The 24,759-nt window shown below is 70.1% G+C and carries 25 protein-coding genes; 7 read left to right on the forward strand and 18 right to left on the reverse strand.

Translation table 11 applies throughout. The features are described from left to right. Positions 1-55: 55 nt before the first annotated feature. Genes truD through LAJ19_RS07365 form a run of 5 tightly spaced genes read left to right on the forward strand, consistent with a single transcriptional unit; the run spans position 56 to position 4,198 of the window. Entirely contained in the window at positions 56-1,144 is a 1,089-nt protein-coding gene (gene truD / locus LAJ19_RS07345; RefSeq protein WP_225475131.1) for a tRNA pseudouridine(13) synthase TruD, read from the forward strand. Continuing rightward, complete coding sequence (locus tag LAJ19_RS07350; protein ID WP_225475132.1) at positions 1,141-1,527, forward strand: hypothetical protein; 387 nt, start codon at positions 1,141-1,143, stop codon at positions 1,525-1,527. Before truD ends, LAJ19_RS07350 begins: the two co-directional genes overlap by 4 nt. Before the next feature lie 5 nt (positions 1,528-1,532). Next, complete coding sequence (locus LAJ19_RS07355) at positions 1,533-1,988, forward strand: DUF3293 domain-containing protein (protein WP_225475133.1); 456 nt, start codon at positions 1,533-1,535, stop codon at positions 1,986-1,988. Further along, a complete protein-coding gene (locus LAJ19_RS07360) occupies positions 1,985-3,748 on the forward strand; it encodes an AlbA family DNA-binding domain-containing protein (protein WP_225475134.1) in 1,764 nt (587 codons plus the stop codon). Before LAJ19_RS07355 ends, LAJ19_RS07360 begins: the two co-directional genes overlap by 4 nt. Positions 3,749-3,781: 33 nt before the next feature. Continuing rightward, a complete protein-coding gene (locus LAJ19_RS07365; RefSeq protein WP_225475135.1) occupies positions 3,782-4,198 on the forward strand; it encodes a hypothetical protein in 417 nt (138 codons plus the stop codon). 135 nt (positions 4,199-4,333) lie between these two features. Here LAJ19_RS07365 and LAJ19_RS07370 read toward each other — a convergent pair whose 3' ends face one another. From LAJ19_RS07370 to LAJ19_RS07410, 9 genes are all read right to left on the reverse strand, one after another. Continuing rightward, positions 4,334-5,185, reverse strand: coding sequence for a carbohydrate ABC transporter permease (locus LAJ19_RS07370; protein WP_225475136.1), 852 nt, complete (start codon positions 5,183-5,185; stop codon positions 4,334-4,336). Between the two features lie 15 nt (positions 5,186-5,200). Next, positions 5,201-6,130, reverse strand: coding sequence for a carbohydrate ABC transporter permease (locus tag LAJ19_RS07375; RefSeq protein ID WP_225475137.1), 930 nt, complete (start codon positions 6,128-6,130; stop codon positions 5,201-5,203). Between the two features lie 204 nt (positions 6,131-6,334). Next, on the reverse strand, positions 6,335-7,594 hold the full coding sequence (locus tag LAJ19_RS07380; RefSeq protein ID WP_225475138.1) for an ABC transporter substrate-binding protein: 1,260 nt from the start codon (positions 7,592-7,594) through the stop codon (positions 6,335-6,337). Between the two features lie 218 nt (positions 7,595-7,812). Beyond that, a complete protein-coding gene (gene cpdB / locus LAJ19_RS07385) occupies positions 7,813-9,705 on the reverse strand; it encodes a 2',3'-cyclic-nucleotide 2'-phosphodiesterase (protein ID WP_225523223.1) in 1,893 nt (630 codons plus the stop codon). Positions 9,706-9,807: 102 nt separating this feature from the next. Beyond that, positions 9,808-10,455, reverse strand: a complete 648-nt coding sequence (locus tag LAJ19_RS07390) for an FAD-binding oxidoreductase (protein ID WP_225475139.1) — start codon at positions 10,453-10,455, stop codon at positions 9,808-9,810. Further along, positions 10,442-11,884 (reverse strand): FAD-binding oxidoreductase, encoded by a 1,443-nt coding sequence (locus LAJ19_RS07395; protein ID WP_225475140.1) that lies wholly within the window; start codon positions 11,882-11,884, stop codon positions 10,442-10,444. The genes LAJ19_RS07390 and LAJ19_RS07395 overlap by 14 nt, the downstream gene beginning before the upstream one ends. Positions 11,885-11,892: 8 nt before the next feature. Beyond that, on the reverse strand, positions 11,893-13,170 hold the full coding sequence (glcF, locus tag LAJ19_RS07400) for a glycolate oxidase subunit GlcF (RefSeq protein WP_225475141.1): 1,278 nt from the start codon (positions 13,168-13,170) through the stop codon (positions 11,893-11,895). Positions 13,171-13,268: 98 nt separating this feature from the next. After that, a complete protein-coding gene (locus tag LAJ19_RS07405; RefSeq protein ID WP_225475142.1) occupies positions 13,269-13,700 on the reverse strand; it encodes a MarR family winged helix-turn-helix transcriptional regulator in 432 nt (143 codons plus the stop codon). Next, positions 13,700-14,113, reverse strand: coding sequence for an SRPBCC family protein (locus tag LAJ19_RS07410; RefSeq protein ID WP_225475143.1), 414 nt, complete (start codon positions 14,111-14,113; stop codon positions 13,700-13,702). The genes LAJ19_RS07405 and LAJ19_RS07410 overlap by 1 nt, the downstream gene beginning before the upstream one ends. A gap of 159 nt (positions 14,114-14,272) precedes the next feature. Between LAJ19_RS07410 and LAJ19_RS07415 the strand changes: the two genes are divergently transcribed. Continuing rightward, complete coding sequence (locus tag LAJ19_RS07415; protein ID WP_225475144.1) at positions 14,273-15,322, forward strand: LLM class flavin-dependent oxidoreductase; 1,050 nt, start codon at positions 14,273-14,275, stop codon at positions 15,320-15,322. Positions 15,323-15,496: 174 nt separating this feature from the next. Here the strand turns inward: LAJ19_RS07415 and LAJ19_RS07420 are convergent, their stop codons facing one another. Then, entirely contained in the window at positions 15,497-16,663 is a 1,167-nt protein-coding gene (locus tag LAJ19_RS07420; protein ID WP_225475145.1) for an MFS transporter, read from the reverse strand. A gap of 105 nt (positions 16,664-16,768) precedes the next feature. On the opposite strand from LAJ19_RS07420, the gene LAJ19_RS07425 reads away from it, so the two are divergent. Next, entirely contained in the window at positions 16,769-17,302 is a 534-nt protein-coding gene (locus LAJ19_RS07425) for a hypothetical protein (protein WP_225475146.1), read from the forward strand. 6 nt (positions 17,303-17,308) lie between these two features. On the opposite strand, the gene LAJ19_RS07430 is transcribed toward LAJ19_RS07425, so the two are convergent. The 8 genes from LAJ19_RS07430 to trpC all read right to left on the reverse strand — a co-directional run bounded on the left by LAJ19_RS07430 (position 17,309) and on the right by trpC (position 24,731). Then, a complete protein-coding gene (locus LAJ19_RS07430; protein ID WP_225475147.1) occupies positions 17,309-17,830 on the reverse strand; it encodes an isoprenylcysteine carboxyl methyltransferase family protein in 522 nt (173 codons plus the stop codon). Beyond that, positions 17,827-18,771 carry a methylmalonyl Co-A mutase-associated GTPase MeaB gene (gene meaB, locus LAJ19_RS07435; protein WP_225475148.1) on the reverse strand — a complete coding sequence of 315 codons (945 nt, stop codon included), beginning with the start codon at positions 18,769-18,771 and terminating at the stop codon, positions 17,827-17,829. Before meaB ends, LAJ19_RS07430 begins: the two co-directional genes overlap by 4 nt. 74 nt (positions 18,772-18,845) lie before the next feature. Then, positions 18,846-20,270: a beta/alpha barrel domain-containing protein gene (locus LAJ19_RS07440; protein WP_225475149.1), complete on the reverse strand. Its 1,425-nt coding sequence runs from the start codon at positions 20,268-20,270 to the stop codon at positions 18,846-18,848. A gap of 302 nt (positions 20,271-20,572) precedes the next feature. Then, on the reverse strand, positions 20,573-21,286 hold the full coding sequence (locus LAJ19_RS07445) for a histidine phosphatase family protein (protein WP_225475150.1): 714 nt from the start codon (positions 21,284-21,286) through the stop codon (positions 20,573-20,575). Beyond that, positions 21,283-22,341: a phosphoribosylformylglycinamidine cyclo-ligase gene (gene purM / locus LAJ19_RS07450; RefSeq protein ID WP_225475151.1), complete on the reverse strand. Its 1,059-nt coding sequence runs from the start codon at positions 22,339-22,341 to the stop codon at positions 21,283-21,285. The genes LAJ19_RS07445 and purM overlap by 4 nt, the downstream gene beginning before the upstream one ends. A 45-nt stretch (positions 22,342-22,386) precedes the next feature. Continuing rightward, positions 22,387-23,085, reverse strand: a complete 699-nt coding sequence (locus LAJ19_RS07455; protein ID WP_225475152.1) for a TVP38/TMEM64 family protein — start codon at positions 23,083-23,085, stop codon at positions 22,387-22,389. 6 nt (positions 23,086-23,091) lie between these two features. Then, on the reverse strand, positions 23,092-23,931 hold the full coding sequence (locus tag LAJ19_RS07460) for an MBL fold metallo-hydrolase (RefSeq protein ID WP_225475153.1): 840 nt from the start codon (positions 23,929-23,931) through the stop codon (positions 23,092-23,094). After that, positions 23,928-24,731: an indole-3-glycerol phosphate synthase TrpC gene (trpC, locus tag LAJ19_RS07465; RefSeq protein WP_225475154.1), complete on the reverse strand. Its 804-nt coding sequence runs from the start codon at positions 24,729-24,731 to the stop codon at positions 23,928-23,930. The genes LAJ19_RS07460 and trpC overlap by 4 nt, the downstream gene beginning before the upstream one ends. Positions 24,732-24,759: the final 28 nt, after the last annotated feature.

Raw genomic sequence — 24,759 nt, forward strand, 5'->3', positions numbered from 1 at the left:
GGAATCCCAGAGTTCTCACGCCAATCTCGCGCTGCCGGGCTATGGTGATCGGATCGTGAGTCTGGTGTTTGACTGGTCGGCGCTGCGCGCCCTGACGGATGGACCGGGAACCGGCGGAGTTCTGCGGCGTGAAGCTGCGGATTTCCGCGTGGAAGAGGTGCCCGCGTACGCCCTGTCCGGGGAGGGCGAGTACGTGTTTGTGCAGCTGGAGAAGACGGGGCACACCACGGCCCATGTGGTGCGCGAACTGTGCGCGCAGCTAGGTGTCCGCGACCGGGATGTGGGGGTCGCCGGGCTCAAGGACCGCCACGCCGTCACCACCCAGTGGCTGAGCCTGCCCGCCAGAGCCGAGGCGCGCCTGCCGTCCCTCAGCCTGGAAGGGGTGCGGATTCTGAACGTGACCCGGCACGGCAATAAGCTGGCCATGGGCCACCTCCGGGGGAACCGCTTCGTGGTGCGCGTCCGTGAGGCGCAGGGGCAGGCGGCGCAGGCCGCCGGGATCCTGGATGTCCTGACGGCGCGGGGCGTGCCGAACTACTTCGGGCCGCAGCGGTTCGGGCTGGGCGGCCTGAACGCCGAGGAGGGCCTGCGCGTCGTGCGCGGTGAGTCGCGCGTGAAGGACCCGCGGGTGCGGCGGTTTCTGACCACGGCGCTTCAGAGCACTGTCTTTAACGGCTTTGTGAGCCTGCGCCTGCAGGGTGGGCTGTTCGCTGGCCTGCTGGAGGGTGACATGGCGAAGAAGCACGACACGGGCGGCGTTTTCATGGTGCAGGATCCCCAGGCGGAGTCTGCGCGCGCCGAGCGGGGCGAGGTGAGCGCCACCGGCACGCTGTTCGGGCGGAAAGTCAAGCCGCTGACCGGCGCAGCCGGCGAGCTTGAGCAGCAGGCGCTGGCGGCCCTGGGGCTCACGCCCGCGATGTTCTCCTCGCGCAAGGGGGACCGTCGCCTGACCCGCATTTTTCTGGAAGACGCCTCCGTACACCCTGAGGAGGACGGGTACACGGTGGCGTTCACGCTGCCGAAGGGCAGTTTTGCCACGAGCGTGCTGAGGGAACTGATGAAAACCAGTGTGGATGCCGCCGCGGACCTGGACGCACCATCGTCCGACGCTGTGGACGGGAGCCCGGAAGGAAGTGACGAATGAACAGCGCCGCTGTTCGCCGTGGCGCTGTGAACGCCGCGCTGGTGCTGGCCCTCTCACTCGGGCAGGGGCGGGGCGCGACGCCCGCCACTGTGTCGCTGAAAGCCACGCATGGGGGCGCGCTGGTGGTAGGGGCGCTGAAACTGCCGCGCGCCGATGAACTGATGGGCGTTTGGAGCAGCGTGGGGCGCGCGCGGCTGATGCGCTGCACGCCGCGCTGCGAGGTGGTGACGTCCATTCCGGTGTCGGGCACGCTGGTGCTCGGGCAGGACACCGGGTACCGGGTGGTGCTGGGCGGCACCTTCAGGGCCGGGCAGAAGGTGAGTCTGGTGTTGCGGCTGCGCAACGCTCAGATCATGAATCTGATGGCCACCGTGGCCCGCTGACGGGCGTGCGTTCCGCGACCCTCCGGGAGGCGTTCCTGGCGTCCTCCTACGGCTGCGCCGGCGCACGGGGACAGCTGTGCGTGACCGGCCCCGCCTCCCGGCCCGCGTGGAGTGCTCCGGGTCAGCCGTGGGCCATCCTGACCGCCTGGAATCCGCAGGCACAGCGGGTGCCCGCCGGGCAGAACGCGCAGGCCCAGGCGGCCCTGCACCGTGAGGTGGCCTGCTGGTCTCCCCTGCCCGGCTGGAACGCGGAAGGGCCCTGGCGGGAGGACACCCTGATTGTGCGGGGTACGCCGCTGCAGGAGGCCGTGCGGCTCGGCTATGCCTACGGGCAGGTGGCCGTGGTGTGGGGTGTGGGGCGCCGCGCCGCTCTGGTGTGGCTGGACGGCCCCGCAGCGCAGATTGAGCGTTTCTGGTGGCGGCCTCTGCCTGACGCGGCAGGGTATACTGCCCGGTTGTGACGCTGGACGCGACGGACGCCATCTCGCCGCTGGGGGTCTTGCCTCCCGCGGGACCCACCTGCATTCACCTGCCCCTGAACGTGAGTCCCCAGGACCTTGCGCGGTACGCGGTGGGCCTCGCAAATGCGCGGGGCGGCACGGTGCTGGTTGGCGTGGACATCCTGGACCGGCCAGGCGCCGAGCGGGACGCCGGGGAGCTACACCCCCTGATGGTCACGCACGCCATCTTTGAACTGTCGGGCGGGCGCCTGACGGTGAACGTGCAGCATCACCGCCTACCGGGCGGGGCGAGGGTGCTGGCCGTGTTCGTGCCGCACGCCCCGTACGTGCTGGCTGCGCCCGACGGCTCCGTGATCGCCTGGGACGGCGCTCACCTCGTGCCGGTCGCGCCGTCCGAGGCGGAACCGGTTGCAGACCAGGATTTCACGGCGACGGTACCTCCAGATGCGTCACTCGCCGACCTGGATCCGGCAGAGGTGGCGCGCCTGCGCGGGCTGGGCCGCCGGGCGAGCGCGTCGAACCTCCCGGACCTGGATTTTCTGCGGGAGCTGGGGCTGCTCGTGCCGAGCGGCGGGGCGCTGCGCCCCACGCTCGCGGCCATTCTGCTGGCCGGCACGCCCGCGGCCCTGCGCGCGCACGTGCCGCAGGCAGAGGTGTGCTTCTACCATCACCAGACGGCGGACGTGGAGTTTCAGTTCCGTGAGGACCTGCTGCGTCCCATTCCGTCCCTCCTGACGCGACTTGCCGAGCTGATCCAGGCCCGAAACCGCTTCACGCCGGTTCAGGTGGGGCTGTTCCGGGTGGAGGTGTGGGATCAGGATGAGGTGGTGTACCGCGAGGCGCTGCTGAACGCCCTGACGCACCGGGATTACATGCTGCGCGACGCGGTGCACGTGCATCACTATCCGGACCGGCTGGAGATCATGAACCCGGGCGGTCTGCCCGGCGGCATCACGCCGGGGAACATCCTGCGCCACCAGCCGAAGCGGCGCAATCCGCTGCTGGCCGAATCCCTGGCCCGCCTGGGCCTCGTGGAGCGCGCGGGCGTGGGCGTGGACAAGATGTACTCCCTGATGCTGCGGCACGGCAAGGAACCGCCGGAGTACACCACGTACCCGGATTCGGTGACGCTGGCCCTGCACTCCCCGGGCTTCGACGCGGAGTTCGTGCGTTTCGTGGCGAGGAAGCAGGAAGACATGCAGACCCTGTCGCTGGACGTGCTGATCGTCCTGAGCCTGCTGGCCCGCGAGGGCGAAGCGACCCGCGCCGCGCTTGCCCGGGCGCTGCAGCTCGCTGAGGACCGTACGCCACGGCTGCTGCGGGGCATGGAGGAACACGGCCTGATCGTCCGGGCTGGCGTGGGCCGCGGCATCGCGTACCTGCTGAGCGAAGAGGTCCGCTGCGCCCTGGGCCGCGCCGTCCCCACGCCCCCTGCGCCGGCCTTGCCCGGGGCAGCTGGCGCGGGAGGCGCCGAGCGCAGTGAGCTTCATGAGCTGGCGCGGACTGCGCCGGCAGCTGCGCCGCCGCGGGCCGCCCGCGTCCGGCGGGACGTGAATGGTCCGAGCGCCGCTGAGGTCCGCGCCATTGCGCTGGCCCTGGCCCGCGAACGGGGGCAGGTCCGGAACGTGGACCTGAGACAGGTGTGCGGCGTGAGCACACAGCAGGCGTGGCGCACCCTGCGCCGGCTGGTGCAAGAGGACCTGCTGCGCAAGCTGGGCACCGGGACCCGTGACGCTGCGTATGAGCTGAGGGTCCGGTGAACCTTCGGCATCTGGGCCTGACCGGAGGGCACAGTGGGTGAGTTCGATGACGTTCAGCGCGCCGTGCGCCGCCACGCGCAGGCCCGGCAGGCCGAGCAGCGGACCTGCGAGGCGTTCCTGCACGCGCTGTACCATGCGCTGCGCACGGCGAGCGGGCCGGGTCTGCCGCTGAACAACGTGACGCTGGATTTCACGGCGGACCCGGACGCGCGCCTGCGGCCCGCACCGCTGGGCAGCTTTCACGCGGCGTGGCTGCGGCTGGGCTTGTGCGAGGTGTTCATCCGTGTGCGCCGCCTGGAGGGCGCGTTTCAGGGCGAGTACGGGGTGAGTGGTGTGTTCCGCCTGGAGGTCACCGGAGAGGACGAGCTGCTGGCGCTCGCGCGGCAGCTGCTGCGTGACGTGGCCGGCATGTACGGCAGCGGGCCGGACAACGCGGCGCACCTGAACTGAGCCGGCTCACGGCCGCCGGAAGGGGCCGGGCCGGGCGGGACTCTGCGTCAGCCTGCTCATCCATGCAGGCGCGGAGCAGATGAAAGGCGCGCCGACCGCTTGGGTCGGCGCGCGAGCTGTGCAGGCTCCGGCTGGTCAGCCTTTGACTGCGCCTGCAGTCAGGCCGGACACGATGTTGCGCTGGAACACAAGCACCAGGATGATGAGCGGCACGGTCACGACGATGCTGGCAGCCATGATCGGCCCCCACGGCTGGTCGAATTGCGTGGCGCCGGAGTAGTTGGCAATCACCACGGGGACGGTCCGGTTCGTGCTGGTGAAGGTCAGCGCGAACAGGTACTCGTTCCAGGCGTTGATGAACGCCAGCAGCCCCGTGGTGACGAGGGCGGGCATCATGACCGGGAACAGCACCTGAAACAGCGTCTGCAGAGGCGAGGCGCCGTCCACAAGGGCCGCTTCCTCAAGTTCCCCGGGAATGTCGCGCACGAAACTGGTCAGGACCCACACGGTGAACGGAATGGTGAAGATCAGGTAAGAGAGGATCAAGCCCAGGGGGTTGTTGTACAGGTTCAGGTTGTTGATCAGGGTGTACAGGCCGCTGAGCACAGCGATCTGCGGGAACACGCTGACTGCCAGGATCACGTACAACACCATGGTCTTGCCCTTGAATTTGAAGCGGCCCAGGGCGTAGGCGGCGAAGCTGCCGAGCAGCAGGCTGATCAGGACGGACCCGACGGCAACCACCACGGAGTACAGCAGGCCGCGCTGGAAGTTCGGGTTGGAGAACACCTGCGTGTAGTTGCTGAAGGTGGTCTTGGCAGCGATGAAATCGCCGGGCGCGAGGAACAGGTCGCCGGGGGCACGCAGGCTGGTCAGCACCGCCCAGAAGAAGGGCGCGAGCAGGTACGCGGCGATCACCAGGACCAGCAGGTAGAACGCGGTGCGTTGCAGGTAGTACAGGGCGGGGTTGGTGGTTTTCAGGTTCATGCGCGGCCCTCTCCCTCAGTCGAATTTCACGCGGAACGCGGTGACGTAGATGACGACAATCACCATGATCAGCACGAACACGGCGACGCTCACGGCGCTGCCGAGACCCAGCAGCTGGTTGTCGATCAGTGCCTGGCGGGCGTAGCCGGTCATGCTGGTGGTGGCGGCATTCACGTTGCCGAGCATCACGGACATGATGTCGAATACGCGCAGCGCGTCGAGGCTGCGGAACACCAGGGCGACGAGCAGCGCGGGGCGCAGCAGGGGCAGGGTCAGGCGCCAGAACTGGGTCCATTTGCTGGCGCCGTCCATATCGGCCGCTTCGTACATGTCACCGGGGAGGCTCTGCAGACCGGCCAGGATCAGCAGCGCCATGAAGGACGTGGTCTTCCAGACGTCCACCGCAATCAGCGCCCAGATGGCGGTATCGGTGTTGGCCAGGACGGCCTGGCCGCCCAGGATGCCGCGGCCGATCAGGCCGAAGGAGTCGTTGTACAGGTACGCCCACATCTGCGCGGACACAACGGTGGGAATGGCCCAGGGAACCAGCATGGCGGTTCGCAGCACGGCGCGGCCCTTAAACGCACTGTTGACGACGAGGGCGATGATCATGCCGAACACGGTTTCCAGGAAGACGGACACCACCGTGAACAGCAGGGTGTTCTTCACGGCGCCCCACCATTTGGGGTCCTGCAGGAAGCCCAGGGCGACGCCGTCTTCGGTGGTGAACCAGAAGTTACCCAGGCCAACGAAGCTGCGCTGGTCCGGGGAGGTCAGGTTGGCTTCGAACAGCGAGAAGTAGAAGGTGCGGTACAGGGGGTACCCGGCGACCAGCGCGATAGCAATCAGTGTGGGCAGCAGCAGCCAGATGGCCTGCCGCGCGCGGGCGGCTTCGATACCGCGGGCGCGCACCGGCTGGACGGGAGTAGAAGCCTTGACGGTCATATTCCGGAAGCCCTCCTTCGGTGTGTCGTGAAGTGTGGGGTTGGGGGTGCTGAGCGCGGCCAGACTGATCCAGGGGGTGCTGAAAGGTGGGTTCAGTGTAGGCCATAGGGCGCTTGAGGCCGGTGAATGAATGAAGAGGCAAGGTCAAGGGGGACGCCCTGTGGTGGGCGTCCCCCGGTCAGGCCTGGGTGAGGCGGCGGACGCTTACCAGCCGCGGCCCTTGATGCGGTTGATGTCACCGGCGAGTTTCGCCACGGCGGCCTGGCCTTTGCTCTTGCCGTTCAGCACGTCGCTGACGGTGGAGCTGAAGGCCTGGGACACCTGGTTGTACTTGCCTTTGGTGGGGCCGGAGGGGCGGGCCACGGCGCTGGTGAACACGCTGTACAGGCTGCCGAAGAAGGGGTTGGCCTTCAGGACGTCCTGGTCCTTGTAGAGGCTCTGGATGGTGGGGTTGTAGGCGCCTTCGATCGCGCGGACCTTCTGCTCCTGGGGACCGGCGAGGTAGCGCACGAGGTCAATCGCGGCGGCCTGGTTCTTGGAGTACGCGCTCACGCCGAGCTGCCAGCCGCCGAGCGTGGCGGCGTTGCGGCTGCCGCCGCTGGGGAGGGGCGCGACGCCGATCTTCCCGGCGACCTTGCTGTCCTTGCCCTGCCCGAGGGCCCAGGCGTAGGGCCAGTTGCGCATGAACGCGGCGTTGCCGGCCTGGAAGATGCCGCGGGCTGCTTCCTCGTCGTACGTGGTGACGCCGGCGGGGCTGATGCTCTTGATCCAGCTGGCGGCAGTGTCGAGGGCCTTGGCGGCCTGGGGGTTGTTGATGGTGACCTTGCCGGTGCTGTCGACGATGGTGCCGCCGCCGAAGGACACGACCCATTCGAGGGCGTCGCAGGTGAGGCCTTCGTAGTTCTTGCCCTGGAAGACGAAGCCGGTGAAGGCTTTGTTGCTCTTGCGTTCGCCGTCCTGGATTTTCTTGGCCATCAGGGCCATTTCAGTCCAGGTTTTGGGCGCGGCGGTAAAGCCGTATTTCTTGAGGAGGTCGGTGCGGTAGTACAGCAGCCCGGCATCGGTGAACCAGGGGAGCGCCACGAGTTTGCCGTTGACGGTGTTGGCGTCGATGATGCCTTTAAAGTGGGCGCTCACCTCAGCGGCGGGCACCTTGCCTTTCAGGTCCACGAAGTGCTGGGAGAGCAGGCCGGGCCAGACGACGTCAAGCTGGTATACGTCGATATCGCTGCTCTTGGCGGCCAGCTGCTGCTGGTACAGGCCAAGGCGGTCGTTGGTGAGGTTGGGGCTTTCGAAGATCTTGACTTCGTTGCCGGTCTTTTTGGCCCAGCGGGCGGCGCCATCCTTACACAGCTGGAGTTCCTGGCCCACGGCGCCGCAGGCGAGGGTCAGGGTCACGGCGCTGGCGTTGCTGGTGGCGGTGATGGCGGCGGTAAGAGTGATAAGTGCGATGACTTTTTTCATGCATCCCCCTTGGTGGGCGCCGGACAGGCCCGGCCCGCTTTCCATGAAGCGGTTCCACGTATTCGATTACTGATGAAGCCAGCGTACACTGCTGTTTTCGGCCTGTCAATGGAAACAGTTCCAACACCTGTCCAGACTGCCACGTGCACCCTCACAGCCCCCAGCAGCGCACAAAGCGGGCCGCCCCAGCACCGTGGGGCGGCCCGGCAGCACTCAGCTCAGAATCTGATGTTGTATTCCGCGAAACCGTCCTCGCGGGTCCGGACCAGCGTGGCGCCAGCCGGCAGGTACTTCTGCGCGTTCGGGCTGCTGGTGTACAGCAGGGTCACGCCGGGAACAGGCGTCAGCTTCCAGTTGCCGTCCGCCGTGGGGTTCACAGTCTTCTGCGCGTTGAAGTAGCCGATGAGCGCCTGACGGGTTTCGTCGGGGGCCTGCAACACGATGTTCTTTCCAGTCAGACCCGGGAAGGACCCGCCGCCGCTCGCACGGTAGTTGTTGGTGGCGACCACGAACTTCTGGGCCGGGTCGATGGGCTTGCCCTGGTACATCAGGTTCCTGATGCGGTGCGCTCCGGCATCGACCACCTCGCCCTTGCTGTTGTACCGGCTGGGCTGGGTCACGTCGATCTCGTAGGTCACGCCGTCGATCACGTCAAAGTTGTACGTGGGGAAGCTTTCATCGACCAGCGCCTGCGGCTCGGTCTTGCTGGGGTCGATCCGCTTGAACTGACCGGCGCTGCGCTCCAGCCACTCCTGCACCTGCGCTCCCGTAACGACCACGGCCTGAACAGTATTCGGGTACACGTACAGATCCGCGACGTTCTTGATGGCGAGCGTTCCGGCGGGAATATCGGTGTAGTAACTCGCCCCCGCGCGGCCCCCAGCCTTGAACGGCGCGGCCGCCGATAGCACCGGCAGGTCCTTGTACTGGGTGCTGCTCAGCGCGTTCTTCACGTACGCGATCTGGGCGTTGCTGACCAGCTGCACGCTGGGGTCATCCTGCACCAGCGCCCAGTACGAGTTGATCGGCGCGGTCAGGTCGGCAACCTTGCCGCGCACGTACGCCAGGGTGCCCTCGTGCGCCTGCTTGACGGCCGCGGCGATGCGCGCGTCGGGCTGCACCAGGTTCTTCTTGGCGGCCTTGTCCCAGATGGGCCGCACGGCGGACTGGGTGTCCTGAATGCTCCACTTCTGGGTTTTGCGGTCGTAGTTCAGTTTCAGGTCGATAATCCCCAGGTCGTTGCCCCAGAAGCCGGCCATCACGACGGCCTTGCCGTTGATGGTGCCCTTGGTGATGTCTGCGCCAGGGATGCTCTTGTACACCGGTCCCGGGAACTCCTGGTGGCTGTGCCCGGACAGCACCACGTCCAGGCCAGGCACCTTGGTCAGTTCGGTCACGGCGTTCTCTGCGCCGGGCACGTAGTCGGCGTTGATGCCGCTGTGCGCGATGGCCACAATGATGTCCGCGCCCTGCGCCTTCATCTGAGGAATGAACTTGCGGGCCGTTTCGACCATGTCACGCGTGGTGACCTTGCCGTCCAGGTTCGCCTTGTCCCACGCCATGATCTGCGGGGGCAGCAGGCCGATGACGCCCACGTTGATGTAGTAGGGGCGCCCGGTGGTGTCGAACACCAGCTTGCGCTGAATCAGGTACGGCGTGAAGGCGTTCCTGTCATTGTTGGGGTTGCCGTCGCCGTCGTCAACGTACACGTTGGCACTGACGTACGGCATGGGCGCGGCCTTCAGCACCTTGTTCAGGAACGGCAGGCCGTAGTTGAACTCGTGGTTGCCGAGGTTCCCGGCGTCGTAGCCGAGCACGGCCATGGCCGCGTGCATGGGGTGACGCTGCCCTTCGGCGAGGGGGTTGACCCGGGCCACGAAGTCACCCAGGGGGTTGCCCTGGATCAGGTCGCCGTTGTCGAACAGCAGACTGTTGCGCTTTTCCTTGCGGGCGTTCTGCACGAGCGTGGCGGTGTACTCCAGGCCGAACTCGCCCGTGGGCTTGTCCTGGTAGTAGTCGTACCCGAGGGCGCTGGTGTGCAGGTCGGTCGTTTCGAGGATGCGCAGTTCAACGGTCTGCGCGCCGGCTGCGCCGAGCAGCAGGGCAGTCATCAGGGGAATGTGTTTCAGCACGCCCTATAGCATAGCGAAAACCGTCATGGCCGCATCTGCCCGGCCATGCACGTTCTGCGGCCCGGCGTCCCGGCGGCCGGGTCAGAGACTCGCGGCCAGCGTGCGGAACAGGGCCGGTGGTTCCGGCAGCGGCGCGCCGTCGGCCCAGGCGAAGCGCAGGTCCCGCAGCGGTCCGCCCTCCCCTACGCCCATACCGGCGGGAAACAGCGGCGCGTACTCGGGCGGGGCCGTGACAGGACGTGCGCCCGGCCAGGTCACGGCCTGCTGCACCTCCCGCGCGTGCCCGAAGTGCATGACGTGCGTGCCGTCCGGCGCCGCCCAGGTGAAGCGCGCCGCGCACGGGGCCAGCGGACCCGGGTGCACCACGTGAGCGTGGCTGAGCCCCGGCCGCAGGCGCAGCGTGACCTCAAGCGGGTCACCCAGCAGACCGAAACTGCCCACGAAAGGCCGGGTCAGGTCGTACCCCTGGACGTTCTTCACGGTGCGGCCGCCGGCGCGGATCACGCGGCCGCCCGGCGCGCGGAAGGTCACGCCCAGGACGTCCGACGCGAACGGGAAGGTCTGGGCGAACCCGCCGCGCAGGATCAGGCCGCCCACGCCGCCCGGCAGGTGCACCGGCGGGAACGGCGGAAAGAGTCCTGCGGGCAACGCGGCGTACACGCTCATCAGGGGCGTGTCGCCGGTCACGGTAACGGTCTGGTCGCCGGGCGACAGGTCAAGGATGGGCATGTGGGGCCTCCTCCAGGGGCAGGATCTTGCCGGGATTCAGGGCGCCGTGCGGGTCCAGGGCGCGTTTCACGCGGCGCAGCGCTCCGAGCGTCTCGGGGTCCACGGCGTCGGTCATGAACTCGCGTTTCATGCTGCCGATGCCATGCTCGCCGCTCAGCACGCCGCCGTGCCGGATGGCGACCAGCGCAATCCGGTGCGCGAGGTCATGCACGGCGTGCGGGTCTTCACGGCGCGGGTCGAACAGGATGTTCGGGTGCAGGTTCCCGTCCCCGATGTGCCCGAACTGCACCACGGGAAACGGACTGGCGTCTCCCAGCGCGCGGATCTCGCGCACCACTTCCGGCAGCGCCGACCTGGGCACCACAATGTCCTCGTTCATGCGCTGAGGACGGATGCGGCCCAGCGCCGGGCTGACGCTGCGGCGCGCGCGCCACAGGGCCGCGCCCTCCTCGTCGGTGGCGGCGCGGCGCACCGTGCCGCCCGCCTCCAGGCACGCGGCCTCCACCAGCCGCAGTTCATCCTGAACGGTGTCCAGGTCCTCGCCGTCCGTATCGACAAGCAGCACGGCCTCCGCCTCGCGCGGCAGGCCCAGGTGCAGGTAGTCCTCCACGGCGTTCGTGCAGGCGCGGTCCATGAACTCCAGTTTGCTCGGCACTGCGCCCGCCGCAATGGCGCGGCTGACCGCCTCGGCGCAGGCGCCCACTTCCGGGAAGTGCGCCATGAGGGTCCGGGTGAAACGCGGCGGGGGAATCAGGCGCAGCGTGGCTTCCGTGATGAGGCCCAGCGTGCCTTCCGAACCGATGAGGAGCCCGGCGAGATCAAAGGCGTCCCGCGTGAGGTGATGCACGCCGCCGTCGGCGTCCACAAACTCCAGGGCGCGCACGTAATCGCCGCTCACGCCGTACTTGAAGCACAGCGGGCCGCCCGCGTTCTCCGCGAGGTTCCCGCCGATGGTGCTGGTGCGCAGGCTCGCCGGGTCCGGCGGGTAGATCAGCCCGTGCGGTCTGGCGGCCTCGCTCACGGCCAGGGTCACGACGCCCGCCTGGGCGGTCGCCTCGCGCCGCTCCGGGTGAATCGAGAGGCGGGTCATGCGGGTGAACGAGATCACCAGTCCCGGTTCCAGCGGCGCGGCGCCGCCCGACAGGCCACTCGCGGCGCCGCGGCCCACGATGGGCACGCCCGCCGCGCGCGCCGCCCGCACGGCCGTGATGACGTCCTGCGTCGATTCCGGCAGCACCACGGCCAGGGGCGTCGCGCCGAACTGAATGGCGTCGTACCGGTAGTTCAGCCGTTCGGACAGGTTCGACAGGACCCTGCGCGGCCCCAGCAGCCGGGTCAGCTCTGCGGCCAGGGCGCTGTGGGAGCCTCCGGCTGAGGCAGGTTTGGGCGCGCGGGACGTGGTCGTGAGCGCCTGCTTCTCCGGCTTCACCTGCCGCCTCACAGTTCGCCCCGGTAGGCGAGGTCCAGCACCTCAATGGTGTGCATGACCGGCACGGGACTTCCCTGTCGGCGCACATGACTCTGAATCTGCGTGTGGCAGCCAATGTTCCCGCTGGCGATCAGGTCCGGTGTGGTGGAGAGGATGTTCTGCGCCTTGCGCTGTCCCAGCTGACCGGCCAGTTCCGGCTGCTCCAGGTTGTACGTGCCGGCGGACCCGCAGCACAGGTCCCCCTCGGGAACTTCCAGAACGCTGACACCTGGAATGGCGCGCAGCAGCGCGCGAGGCGCCGCTCGCACGCCCTGCGCGTGCGCGAGGTGGCAGGCGTCGTGGTACGCCACGTTCAGGGGGCGGCGGGCCGGCATGGGCGGGGCCAGGTCGCCGCTCTGCAGCAGGGCGTTCAGGTACTCGCTGATATCCATGACCTTCGCCGCGAAGGCCCTGGCGCGCGCCTCGTCGCTCTCGCCGTGCAGCACCGCCGGGTATTCCTTGAGTCCCGCGCCGCACCCGGCCGCGTTGGAGAGAATCGCGTCGAATTCCTCGGGCTGGAAGGCGTTCAGGTTCGCCCGCACGAGTTTCAGTGCTTCTTCACGCGCCCCGGTGTGCAGCGCCGCAGCGCCGCAGCAGCCCTGCCCTTCAGGAATCACGACCTCGATGCCGTTGCGGCTGAGCACGCGCAGGGTCGCGGCGTTGAAGTTCGGGGCGAGCGCCTGCTGCGCGCACCCCACCAGGAACGCCACGCGTCCCCGGCGTGGGCCCTGTGAAGGCGTGAAGGCCGGGCTGGGCTGCAGGGCCGGCACCCGCTCGGGCAGCAGATCGAGCGGGCCGCGCAGCGCCGCTGGCAGTGCGGGCGCCAGTGGCTTGGCGAACTGTCCGGCGCGGGCGGCCACGCTGAAGACCTTCGGGGCGGGCAGGGCCTTGAGGATCGCCCAGCGTTTGGCCCGGTCGAAGACGCTGCGGTCGCGTTGCGGTTCGCTCCAGCCGCGGAACGCCGTGATGAGTTCTCCGTACGGCACCCCGCTGGGACAGGCGGTGACGCACGCCTGACAGCCCAGGCAGCGGTCGAGGTGCGGCGCGGCGTCCATAAGGGGCAGCTGGCCTTCCAGCACCTCCTTCATCAGCACGATCCGGCCACGCGGGCTGTCCATCTCATCGCCCAGCAGGGCGTACGTGGGGCAGGCCGGCAGGCAGAAACCGCAGTGCACGCAGGCGTCCACCGCGTGGGCCATGATCTCGCCCTGGCCGCCCAGGGCCTGCACGGGAATGTCGTTGTTCACAGGGGCACCCTCATAGGGCACAGGATAGGGTCGGCCCCCTCCGGCAAACCGGCGCCGGGTGACAGAAGGCTAGGCGAGCGCCGGCCCGGCTCGGGGCCTCAGCGCTCGCCGTGCCGCGCGAGCTCCCGCAGGAACTGAAGGTTCCCTGCGGACAGCGCCGGGTGGAAGAAGGCGTGGTCGACCTGCTCGACCACCTCGATGGCGCGCGGGGCAAGCGCGGCGCCCCGGTCTGTCACGTGCAGTCGTTTGGCGCGCGTATCCAGCGGGTCGGTGTGCCGCTCGATCAGCCCCTTGTCTTCCAGGGCGCGCAGCACCTGTGAGGTCATCTTCACGTCAATTCCTGCCTGCTGGGACAGGGTCAGCTGGTTGGGCTGCACGCCCTTCGTGTTCAGCCACCACGCGCAGGCCAGCAGGACGAACTGCACGTGGGTGAGGCCGAGCGGGTCCAGCGCGGCCGCCAGCTCACGCTGCCAGCGCAACGTGGCGTGCCACAGCAGAAAACCTGGGCTGTTGCCGGGTTCGAGCGGCATTACTGTTCAGCGTGGCGGATAAGTGCGGCGATGGTCTGGGGGAAGTCGTGCGTGATGGCGGGACCCAGTTCCGGGCCGACCTGCGCGGCGTTCTCACCGGTGATCTGCAGCGCGTAGGTCACCTGGGTGTGGCCGCCGGGCAGCCGCTGGAGCTGGTGGGTGGTGCGGATGGTCAGGCCGTCCATGAGGACCTCGTCGGTGAACTGTTCGTTCGCGCGGACGTCGGCGAGGCGCAGTTCGAGGGTGCCGTCGCCGGTGGTCATGTGAATGACGCTGTTCGTGGCGAAAGGACCGTGCAGCTCGGCGCGGGTCACGTCGGCATTCCATGCGGGCCAGGTGGTCACGTCGGCCCAGAGGGCGTAGAGGCGTTCAGGCGCGGCGGTGCTCGTGGCGGTAAATTGTTCGTTCCACATAGGTTCTCCTTTTGATCTGCATACAGATTATCTATAAGCCGACTAAATGTCAAGAAGTGTGCTCCGCCTCCCCCACGGACCCAGAGAACCCGCAGGCACGGCGCGTGTTCGTAACGCGCAGCAAGATCTCCCCACCCCGGCAGGCGCACACTGCCCCGCATGACCGGTTCCCGTGCGCTGCCCCTGTCCGTGCTTGACCTGGTGCCCGTCCCCCTGGGCACCGGCGCGCCCCAGGCGGTCGAAGACGCCCTCACGTACGCTGCGGAGGCCGAGCGCCTCGGCTACCACCGCTACTGGGTGGCCGAACATCACAACATGGGCGCCCTGGCCTCCAGCGTTCCCCTGGCCGTCCTGGCCGCCGCGTCCCAGCGCACCACCCGCATCCGGCTCGGCTCAGGCGGAGTCATGCTGCCCAACCACGCCCCCCTGAGCGTGGCCGAAGGGTACCGGCTGCTGTCGGCCCTCGCCCCCGGCCGGGTAGACCTGGGCCTGGGCCGCGCGCCCGGCACCGACGGCCGCACCGCCCGCGCCCTGCGCGGCGCGCCGGGACTTCTGGAAGAACCGTTCGAGCGGCAGCTCGCGGACCTGATGGCCTTCGGCACCGGCGAGTACCCGGCCGGGCACCCGTTCGCGGGCACCGTGGCCGCTCCGGCCGGCGAGGGGCTGTTCCCGCCCCTGTGGATCCTGAGCAGCAGCGGCTACGGAGCGCACGTGGCGGCGCACGTGGGCGCAGGCCTGGCCTTCGCCTGGCACATCAACCCGGACACCGCCCAGGCCCGCGCCGCCGCGGACGCGTACCGGGCGGCCTTCCAGCCGTCCGCGGCGTTCCCACAGCCGCGCGTGCTGGTGGCTGCCAGCGTCGTCACCGCCCCCACCGCCGAGGAAGCCGAGGACCTGAGCCTGCCGTTGGGCCTGATGTTCCTGCGCCTGACCCGCGGCGAGAGCGCCCCGTACCCCAGCGTGGCCGAAGCCCGCGCCTACCCGTACAGCACTCAGGAGCGGGCGCTGGCCGACAGCCTGCGCCGGCGCGCAGTCATCGGCGACCCGGCCAGCGTGGCCGCCCGCCTGTGCGCCCTGGCGCGCGACACCGGGGCCGATGAGCTGATCATCAGCGTGAATATTCCCGACCCGGCCCTGCGCCAGCGGGCTCTGGTCCTCGTGATGAATGCCGTGCGCGCCCACGAGGCGCGTGAGGTCACCCCGGTCTGATGGCCTCTCGTCGCCCCGGTCCCGTGTGGCGTCTGCAGGCCGGGGTCACGCCCCAGCGCCGCACCGTCCAGGCGAACGCCGGGCAACACGGCGGAGCCGGACCCTGTCGCCCAGCGAGTGGCGGGCACAGCCTGAATAACCTGCGCCCGCCTCTTGCGCCCTCTTGCCTTCAGTTCAGTCGAACCGGGTTTTCTGGGGTTCGGGCAGGCGCGCGGCGATGAGGGCGCTGGGAATCAGCAGCGCGAGGCTCGTGAGCGCGGCGGTGGTCGGCGTGGTGGCGTCTGCCAGGGCGCCCACGAGGAACACCAGCAGGCCCGCGAAGCCCCAGGAGAACCCCATCATGATGGAACTGGCCACCGCCACGTGGCCGGGGGCGTACTCCTGCGCGGCGACCACGCCGACAGGGATGCTGGCGTTCACGGCGGCCCCCACGATGAACGTCAGCGGATAGAACCACCAGTGGGCGGGGCTGGAGAGAATCAGCGCGGCGAAAAAGGGAATGGTGCTGAGAATCGCGCCGCGCAGCACCGCGGTGCGGCCGTACCGGTCGCTCAGACGCCCCCCGATGATGCCGCCGATTGCGCTCGCCACGGAGTACACGGCCAGCGTGATCGCGACCTCACGCGCCCCGAAGCCGCGGGCGAGCATCATGAACGGCAGCATGGCGTTGTAACCCATGCTGGCCAGGGACCGCAGGACGGCCATGGCCCAGAGCCACACCAGCGGCCCGCGGAAAATGCCGGCGTACTCAGCCAGGGAGACGCGCCGGGCCTTCTGCACCCCGCCGGGCGTCACGGCGAAGGTGACCGCGGCAATCACCAGGCCGATCAGGGCGAACCACGGCAGGTGCGGGAGGCCCACCCCGGCGAACACCGGCCCCAGCGCCATGCCGGCCGTGCCGCCCGCACTGAACAGGCTGGCCCACAGGCCGCGCTTGTCGGGCGGACTGTGCTGCGCGACGTACGCCGCGCCGGCCGGATGGAAGAAGCCGCTTCCGAAGCCGGCCACGGCGACCAGCAGCACCAGGCCCCCGAACCAGGGCACGAAACCCATGAGGGTCAGGCCCACGCCGGTCATCAGCGGGCCCAGCGCGGCGGCGTAGCGCCGGTCAATGCGTTCGCCCAGGATTCCCAGGAGGGGCTGCAGGACGCTGCTCGTCAGGGAGTACACGCTGGAGAGAAACGTCACGGCGGCGATGCTCACGCCGTACTTGGCCTGCAGGGCGGGGGTGAGCGGGGTGAGCATGGCGCTGTACGCGTCATTGATGAAATGTCCGGCGGTGACGGCCACGGCGATGGCAGCGGCGTGCCGGGCGGCGGTGGAGGTGACGCTGGCCTGCATGTCCTGCACCCTACTGCGGCGGGGGAAGACCTCTGGTGTGGGGCGTCCCGCCGGGCGAGCCGCGCCTGTCAGAACGCTGTGAGATGACCGCCGGTATAGTCAATCATGATTGAGGGATTCCGGACCGCCATAGCGCACGCGCTCCCCAGTGCGCAGAGCGTGCGGGCGCGGCTGAATCACCTCACCCGGCAGGAACTCCTGGAAGTCGCCGAGTACTTCACCGTGAAGCTCCCCGACGTGGACGTCCTGATCGCGCTGCCCGGCGCGGAGGACCTCACGCGGGTCCTGAAGGCCCTGCGCGGCCTGCCGTTCGTGCGGGCCACCCCAGACGCCGACGGGCGTGACCGACTTCAGGGGTCGGCGCTCCAGACGCCGGGGGAGATTCAGGCGGGCCGTCACGGCGTGCAGGCCGCGCTCGTGAGCCTGGACGTCACGGACGGCCTGCCGGAACTGCGCGCCATGCATCTCGCCGCCCACCAGGGGTGGCGCGTGGGCGCGGTCGCGGCCGCGGTGATCCGCACCGACGCGCCCGGACACGTGCGCCTGTCTCTGCAGGGCGTGCCCCTCCTCAGCCCGGTGGTGCTGGCCGACACCCCCTCCGGGCTGGTGTTCGAACGGCGCTTCCTGCCGTCCGCCTGACGCCGCTCAGCGTGCCGTGCGGCCGTACTCCGCCAGCGCCCGCTCCTCGGCAGGAATGCGCAGGCCCAGCAGCAGCGCGGCATTCAGCAGGGTGAACAGCGCGGCCGTACGCCACGCCCCCACCGCCAGGGGCGCGGCCGCAATCTCCAGCGCCACCACCGCGTAGTTCGGGTGTTTCATGAGCCGGAAGGGCCCGCCCGTCACCCGCTCTGCGCCGGGCACGATCAGGATGCGGGTGTTCCAGTAGCGGCCCAGCGTGCGGATCACCCAGTACCGCAGCGGCTGCGCCAGCACGAACAGCAGCAGCGCCGGCACGTTCACACGCCCGGCATTCGCGCGGCCTTCCGCGAGCGTCAGGAGCATCCACGCGGGGTGCAGCACGAAAAACAGCGCGTAGTGTTCCTGCCCGGACTCGACGGCGCCCCGCGCGCGCGCCCACCGTTCATTCGCCCGGGCCAAGCGCAACTCCAGCAGGCGCTGCACCACCAGGAACGCAAAGAGCCCACCGGCCGCGGTGCGGGCCTTCACGCCTCACCCAGCAGCAGCCGGTCGGCGGCCTCGTCCGCGTCCATTTCCCCGCGGGCCACGCGGGCATACAGGTCGCCGCTGACCTCCCGCGCGCGGCGCAGCAGGCGCTCCTGCACCAGCGTCCGCACCTCAAACGCGGCGCGCGCTTCCCGGCGGCGCTGCAACCCCGCTTCACCCAGGTGCGTGCGGTGGGCCTCAACGGCCTCAATAACGCGCTCCACGCCCTCGCCTTTTGACGCGATGGTCTTGCGGATGGGCGCCATCCAGGTGTGCTCGTCGTGCGCGCCGAGGCCCTGAGCGGCCATCAGTTCACGCACGGTGCGGTCCGCCCCCGGCAGGTCGGCCTTGTTCACCGCGATGACGTCCGCGATCTCCATGATGCCCGCCTTGAAGGCCTGCACGCCGTCCCCGCCGGCGGGCGTCAGGACCAGCAGCGTGTGATCGCACGCGGCCGCGACGTCCACCTCAGACTGACCGACACCCACGGTCTCCAGAATCACCCAGTCGAACCCGGCACCTTCCATCAGCGCCAGCACGCCCATGGTCCGCTCGGACAGGCCGCCCAGCGCGCCACGGCTCGCGAGGGAACGCACGAACACCCCTTCGTCCGCGTGGTGGCGCAGCATGCGGATCCGGTCGCCCAGGATCGCGCCGCCACTGTACGGACTGCTGGGATCCACGGCAAGCACCGCGACCCGCTGCCCGCGGGCACGCAACTGCGCGATCAGGGCGTCCGAGAGGGTACTTTTGCCGCTGCCGGGACTGCCAGTCACGCCCAGCACCACGGCGCGCGCACCCTGCTCCCGGGCGGCGCGCAGCAGGGGCCGGGCGGCCGGCAGGCCCGCCTCAGCCAGGGTGACGGCGCGGGCCAGGGCGCGCAGATCCCCGGCGCGGTAACGGTCCAGGAGCGGACCGGCGGGCGGCACAGGGCGGGCGGTCATGCCGCTCCCCGCGTGAAACGTGGTGAACGAGGCTGCATGGTGCCCCACCCTACCGCACGCACCGTGAGGGGAGTTCAGCCGCGCAGGACGCGGAGCACGTCCGCGGCGCGGTACCCGCCCTCAGGCCAGTGACTCAGGTCGTTCAGGCCGTCCCCGCTGGTCAGCAGGCCCGGCTCGACCTGCGCGCCCCGCTGCGTCTGTGCATACCCGGCGTCGGCCATCAGGGCGTTGCACAGGCACTTGCGGCCAAGCGTGTCAGCCTGCGCGCCTCCCTTGGCGCAGTACGCGTCGACCGGCTCGGCCGGACAGCGCCAGCCCACCCTGCCGTCCGGCGTGCGGTACGCCTCGCGCAGGTACCCGATATCGCACACCCGCTCCCGCCCGGCGTACACCTCCGGCTCGGACAGCGTGCCGGGCAGGGTGACCACCTTGAACGGAAAGCCGGTCGGTGAGGCGAGCGGGTCGGTCAGCACGTCCAGCTGACCGGCGTGCGCCTGGGCACGGACGGCGCCTTTCAGGTCCGCGCGCAGCCCGGATTCCTCGGCGTACGCGAACAGCGTCCCCACCTGAATGCCGGCCGCGCCAGCCGCCAGGGCGTCCCGGAGGCCGCCGGCACCGCCGTACCCGCCCGCCAGCCAGAACGGCAGGCCCAGGGCGCGCATGGCGCCCAGATCCGCGGCGTCCCGCTCGCCGTACACCGGCTGGCCCCGGGCATCGAGGGTCAGGGCGCCGCGTGGCGGGGCGTTGTGCCCCCCTGCGGTTGGTCCTTCCACCACAAAGCCCTGGACGGGACCGCTGGCCTTCTTCGCCAGGACACCCGCCAGAACGTGCGAGGACACCACCGGGTAGAAGTTCGGGCGGGGCAGGACCGCCGCGGGCAGCCCGAACTCGGCCGGATCGAAAGTCAGGGTGACGGGCTCTCCTCCCTTCACGTCCAGTTTCAGCGTGCCGGGGCGCCCGGCAGCGAAGGCGTCCAGGATGCCGGGAATCTCACGGGGAATGCCGGCGCCCATGATCACCGTGCCCACACCGGCCAGCATCGCGCCGTACAGGGCCGGCAGGGTGTGCAGCTGCAATTTCGTGAGCAGGTTCAGGCCCACGGGACGCTCGTGGCCCTCGCGGGCCAGGGTTACCTCCACGAAACTGCCCAGCAGGGTCATCACCCACGCCTCGCGGTGCCGCTCGGCAGTGGGCAGCGGAATGCGCGCGTACGCCCCGCCGGGCGCCCGGTCCTCAGGGCGGAAGTAACGGTCCAGACACGCCTGCGCCAGCGGCGCGTTCGGAAAGCGGGCCAGGGCGCGGCGCATCTCTCCGCCCGGGTCGCCGTCCTGCAGGCGGCGCAGCAGTACCGTGTCGATGCCGGTGCCGGACACCACGCCCAGTTCTCCGGCGGCCGACACGGCGCGTGCCAGCGACCAGTCGGACACGGCCACACCCATCCCTCCCTGAATGATGCGGGGCAGGCGGGCAGATGAAGCGGACAGGCGGGAGTCAGTCATGGTGTACCTCGCGCCGCAGGGGAAAGGGGCGCGGCCGGGCGTTCCGGGGCGCCTGGCACCGCGGGCAATGCCCCCAGTGTCGTCCCGGACCCCGCCGCCCGGCGCGGCGCGGAACGCGGTGCACGATTGCACCGGGTCCCAACCCCCTGAACGAGAGCCCCGACCGAGAGCAGTGACGCGAACCCAGGCCGGGCGGCGGGTGAGACCGCGACGCTCTGGCACACCCGTCAGGACATTCTGGCCTTCAAACGTTGCGGCCCGCCGGGTGGGGCGGGCCGCGCTGGGAGCGTGCGGGGGCCTGTTCAGGGGGCCTGGCCGAGCACGTCGTCCGCTTCGGTGGCGTCCAGCAGGCTTTCCAGGTGGGCGTCGTCGTTGAAGCCCAGCAGCATGCCGCTGCCCTCCCCCAGCAGCACGCGCGTCACGGAAGTGTTCGCCACGCTCAGCCGCGCCCAGGCGTTCGCGGGCACGCCGCCCAGGGCCAGGCCCACCGCCACGCGGACCACGCCGCCGTGCGTGAACACCAGCACCCGCTGGCCCGGGTGGCGGCGGCGGATGGCGCTGAACGCCTCGCCGCTGCGGGCGTACAGGTCCTCCATGCTCTCCCCGCCCGGACGGCGGGTGCTCCAGGGTTCGGTGGTGAGGGCCGAGAGGTACTCCGGGTACCGTTCGCGGATCTCTGTGATGACCAGGCCGGACAGTTCGCCCACGTCGATTTCGCGCAGGCCCGGATCCAGCTGCACGGGCGGCGGGCCGGTGAGGCGCTCGGCGACGATCTCGGCGGTGCGGGCGGCGCGGGTCAGGTCGCTGGAGTACACCGCGCCGAACTGCTGCCCGGTGAGGCGCTCGGCAAGGCTGGCGGCCTGCAGCACGCCCACCGGGCTCAACGGAACGTCCGCCTGACCCTGGTAGCGGCCGTCGGCGTTCCAGGTGCTTTCGCCGTGCCGCACCACCCAGAATTCCGTGGCGGTGGCGCGGTCCGGCGCGGCAAACCCGGTCGGGGCGAGACGCTTGGTCAAACGGCGCTCCCGGTGAACGTGACACCCTGACCCACGGTCATGCGGCCGATCACCCAGGGCTGCTCGCCCGCGGCGCGCAGCAGGTCCAGTGCCGCCTGCTGCTGCTGGGCAGGCAGGATGAACAGGAAGCCCACGCCCATGTTCAGCGCGCGGAACGCTTCGTCACGCGTGACCTGGGCGCGCTGCACAATCAGCTCGAAGACGGGCGGCACGGTCCAGCTGCCGGTGTCGATCTGCATGCCGACGCCCTGCGGGAACACCCGCGGAGGGTTGTCCACGAGGCCGCCGCCGGTGATGTGCGCCATGCCGCGCACGTCCATGCCGCCGCCTTCCAGGGTGGCGAAGGCGTGCAGGTACGCGCGGTGCGGAACGGGCAGCAGGTCCGCGAGCGTCTGGCCGTGCAGGTCCGCGCGGGCTTCCGCCCAGTCCAGGTCGTCCAGGGCGAGGCGGGCCAGGGAGAAGCCGTTGGTGTGCAGGCCGCTGCTGGGCAGCGCGATCACGGTGTCTCCTGGCTGGATGCGGCTGCCGTTGATCAGGCGCGGGCGGTCCACGACGCCCACGATGGTGCCCACGATGTCCAGTTCACCTTCCACGTACACGCCGGGCATCTCTGCGGTTTCGCCGCCCAGCAGGGCCACGCCCAGCGCCTCGCAGGCCTGGGCGGCGCCGGTGACGACCTCGGCCACGCGTTCGGGCAGCAGGCGGCCCATGGCGACGTAATCCAGGAAGAACAGGGGCCGGGCGCCCTGCACCAGGATGTCGTTCACGCAGTGGTTGACGATGTCGCCGCCCAGCCCGGCGTACTTGCCGGTGCGGACTGCGACCTTGGTTTTCGTGCCGACGCCGTCGGTGCTGGCGACCAGCACGGGGTCTTCCATGTGGCCGAAGGCGGCGCGGAACAGCCCTCCGAACCCGCCCAGGCCGCCCAGTACGTTCGGGGTGTGGGTGCGGGCCACGGCGCCCTTCATGAGTTCCACGGCGCGGTGCCCCGCGTCAATGCTGACGCCCGCGCGTTCGTACGCGGACGCCGGCGCGTCTTGATTCTGTCTGGTCATGAGCCTCCCGTATTCACCGCCAGGGGTGAACTTCGGGCATTCAGTTTACCCGAGGGTGCGGGCCGTACGGTGACGCTCGATCAGCCAGCGTCCGGCGGCCACCGCCCCGACGGCCGCGGACAGGATGCCCACGCCCCACAGGAGCCGCTCGCCGCTGCCGGAAAGCCACACCACGAGCGCCGTGACCGGCAGCGCCCCGGCGGCGGTGGCCAGCATGAACGGCCGGAAACGCATGCGGGCCGCACCGGCCACGAGGTTCATCACGTCGGCCGACAGGATCGGCATGAGGCGCACCATCAGAACGCCCTGCAGGCCGTAACGCCGGGCGAAATCGTGCGCCGCCCGGCGCGCGCGCTCGCCGGCCAGGGTGCGCACCAGCGTGTCGCCCAGCAGCCGGCCCAGGCCATACCCGGCTGCGGCGCCCAGCAGCGTCCCGGCGTACACGATCAGGAACCCCTCGTACGGGCCGTACGCGCGGGCGGTCACGGCCGTCATGACCAGGGCCGGCAGGACCGGCAGCACCGCCTGAAGAACGAAGCCTGCAATCAGGGCCAGCGGCCCCCCCCAGCCCAGGTCATCCACGAACACCTGCGTGACGCCCGGGTCGGTGCTGCTCAGCGCGGCGTAGGCGCGGATCAGGAAGGCGCGGACGTCGGGCAGCAGGGCGGTACCCACCAGGAGCAGCAGCGCCCCACCGAGGATCAGCCAGCGCAGGTAGCGGGGGGGGTGGGAGGCCACGGTCATCGGCGCTCAGTCTAGGGACCGGGGGCGTGAGTTTCGCCCTGCCAAAGGTGCAGGTCCGGCGGTGAGGGACAGGGTCAGGCCATCACTCGCGTAGGTCCAGCCCGGCGGGAGCAGGTGGGTGCGGCGCACGTCCACGCCGTGCGACAGGTGCGTGAGCACCACCTGCCGCGCCGAGCGGGCCCAGGGGAGTTCCAGGGCTTCGCGCACGTCGTACACGCTTCTCCCTGTGCGTGCCTGACCGGATTCGTCCTCAAAGGAGGTGCCCAGCGCCAGCAGGTCCAGGCCGGTCAGCCACCGGGCTGCGGTGCCGGGGGGCACGTCGAGGGCGTCGGTGATGACCGCGCCTGTCCAGTCGGGGCCGTCCAGGCGGAAGGCGTGGCTGTGCCCGTTCGCACCGTGCGGCACCCGGAACGCGCGCACGCGCACAGCCCCCAGGCTCACGCCCTCGTCCGGCAGGGCCAGAACCGGGTCGCTGTGCGTGAAGGCGTAGGGGAAGCGGACGCGCAGGGCGGGAATCACCTCGGCCGGAGCGTACACCTGAAGGCGGCCCTGCGCGTACCTCACGTAGTCCAGCAGGTCACCCAGACCCAGGATGTGGTCATTGTGGGCGTGCGAGAGCACCACCAGGTCCGGCACAAGCGGACCGTCAAGGCGGGCGAGCGCGGCGTGCGTGTCCGGTCCGGCGTCCAGCAGCGCCGCCCTGTCCCCTGTACGCAGCAGCGTGGCGGTGCGCCCGCGGCGGTTCACGCTGCCCGTACGGGCCTCGGTGCACACAGGGCAGCTGCACCAGAAGCGCGGCACGCCCTTGCTGTCGCCGGTGCCCAGGAAGGTCAGGGTGGCCCTCAAGGCGCGGTCATGAGGTCCCGGGCCGCGCGGGTCAGGTCGGCGCTGCCCGCAAGACTGCTGCCCACCAGCACCGCGTCTGCGAGGCCCCGCACGGGCGCGAGGTCACCGGGGGCTCGGTAGCCGCTCTCGGCGACAAGCACGCCGGTAAACCCGGCGTCCCGGGCCCGGCGGATCAGGCGCGGGCTGACGGCCAGGTCGATGTGCAGCGTGGTCAGGTCGCGGTTGTTCACGCCGATGATCCGCGCGCCGGCTGCGAGCGCCACATCGAGTTCCCGCTCATCGTGCACCTCCACCAGGGCGTCCAGGCCCAGGTGGTGGGCGGCGTCCAGGTAAGCGGCGGTGGCTTCGTGCAGCACACTGACCATCAGGAGGGCCGCGGCCGCGCCCCACTCGGCCGCCTCGCGCAGCATGGCGGGATGCACCACGAAATCCTTGCGCAGCACCGGCAGGGTCACGGCGCTCACCACGTCCAGCAGCGCCTGTGCGTTTCCGTCGAAGTGCCGCGGTTCGGTCAGGACACTGATGGCGCCTGCCCCGCCCGCCTCGTACGCGCGCGCGGCGTCCCGGGGGTCGAGCGGCGCGATGGCCCCCTGGCTGGGACTGGCCCGCTTCACCTCCGCGATCAAGGTGAGGCCGGGGGCGCGCAGCGCCGCCTCGAACGCCCGGCGCGGAGGCCGGGCGGCGCCCAGCGCCGGGTCGGCGCCCTGGTAGTCGGCGGCGCGTTCATGCACGATGCGGCCCAGCACGCCCGGCACGCGGTTCAGGGTCAGCGGCAGGCCAGTCAGGTCAGGAACAGACATCCGCGCGAGCATACCGCGGGGGCGCCCG

Origin of the sequence: Deinococcus taeanensis (assembly GCF_020229735.1) — a bacterium.
GTDB lineage: Bacteria > Deinococcota > Deinococci > Deinococcales > Deinococcaceae > Deinococcus > Deinococcus taeanensis.

What these genes read in the sequence shown, in the direction of transcription:
- LAJ19_RS07350 (WP_225475132.1), top strand. Translation starts at nt 1,141, where the DNA reads ATGAACAGCGCCGCTGTTCGCCGTGGCGCTGTGAACGCCGCGCTGGTG.
- LAJ19_RS07370 (WP_225475136.1), bottom strand. Translation starts at nt 5,185, where the DNA reads ATGAACCTGAAAACCACCAACCCCGCCCTGTACTACCTGCAACGCACC.
- LAJ19_RS07375 (WP_225475137.1), bottom strand. Translation starts at nt 6,130, where the DNA reads ATGACCGTCAAGGCTTCTACTCCCGTCCAGCCGGTGCGCGCCCGCGGT.
- LAJ19_RS07380 (WP_225475138.1), bottom strand. Translation starts at nt 7,594, where the DNA reads ATGAAAAAAGTCATCGCACTTATCACTCTTACCGCCGCCATCACCGCC.
- cpdB (WP_225523223.1), bottom strand. Translation starts at nt 9,705, where the DNA reads ATGACTGCCCTGCTGCTCGGCGCAGCCGGCGCGCAGACCGTTGAACTG.
- LAJ19_RS07390 (WP_225475139.1), bottom strand. Translation starts at nt 10,455, where the DNA reads ATGCCCATCCTTGACCTGTCGCCCGGCGACCAGACCGTTACCGTGACC.
- LAJ19_RS07405 (WP_225475142.1), bottom strand. Translation starts at nt 13,700, where the DNA reads ATGCCGCTCGAACCCGGCAACAGCCCAGGTTTTCTGCTGTGGCACGCC.
- LAJ19_RS07410 (WP_225475143.1), bottom strand. Translation starts at nt 14,113, where the DNA reads ATGTGGAACGAACAATTTACCGCCACGAGCACCGCCGCGCCTGAACGC.
- LAJ19_RS07415 (WP_225475144.1), top strand. Translation starts at nt 14,273, where the DNA reads ATGACCGGTTCCCGTGCGCTGCCCCTGTCCGTGCTTGACCTGGTGCCC.
- LAJ19_RS07420 (WP_225475145.1), bottom strand. Translation starts at nt 16,663, where the DNA reads ATGCAGGCCAGCGTCACCTCCACCGCCGCCCGGCACGCCGCTGCCATC.
- LAJ19_RS07425 (WP_225475146.1), top strand. Translation starts at nt 16,769, where the DNA reads ATGATTGAGGGATTCCGGACCGCCATAGCGCACGCGCTCCCCAGTGCG.
- meaB (WP_225475148.1), bottom strand. Translation starts at nt 18,771, where the DNA reads ATGACCGCCCGCCCTGTGCCGCCCGCCGGTCCGCTCCTGGACCGTTAC.
- LAJ19_RS07440 (WP_225475149.1), bottom strand. Translation starts at nt 20,270, where the DNA reads ATGACTGACTCCCGCCTGTCCGCTTCATCTGCCCGCCTGCCCCGCATC.
- purM (WP_225475151.1), bottom strand. Translation starts at nt 22,341, where the DNA reads ATGACCAGACAGAATCAAGACGCGCCGGCGTCCGCGTACGAACGCGCG.
- LAJ19_RS07455 (WP_225475152.1), bottom strand. Translation starts at nt 23,085, where the DNA reads ATGACCGTGGCCTCCCACCCCCCCCGCTACCTGCGCTGGCTGATCCTC.
- trpC (WP_225475154.1), bottom strand. Translation starts at nt 24,731, where the DNA reads ATGTCTGTTCCTGACCTGACTGGCCTGCCGCTGACCCTGAACCGCGTG.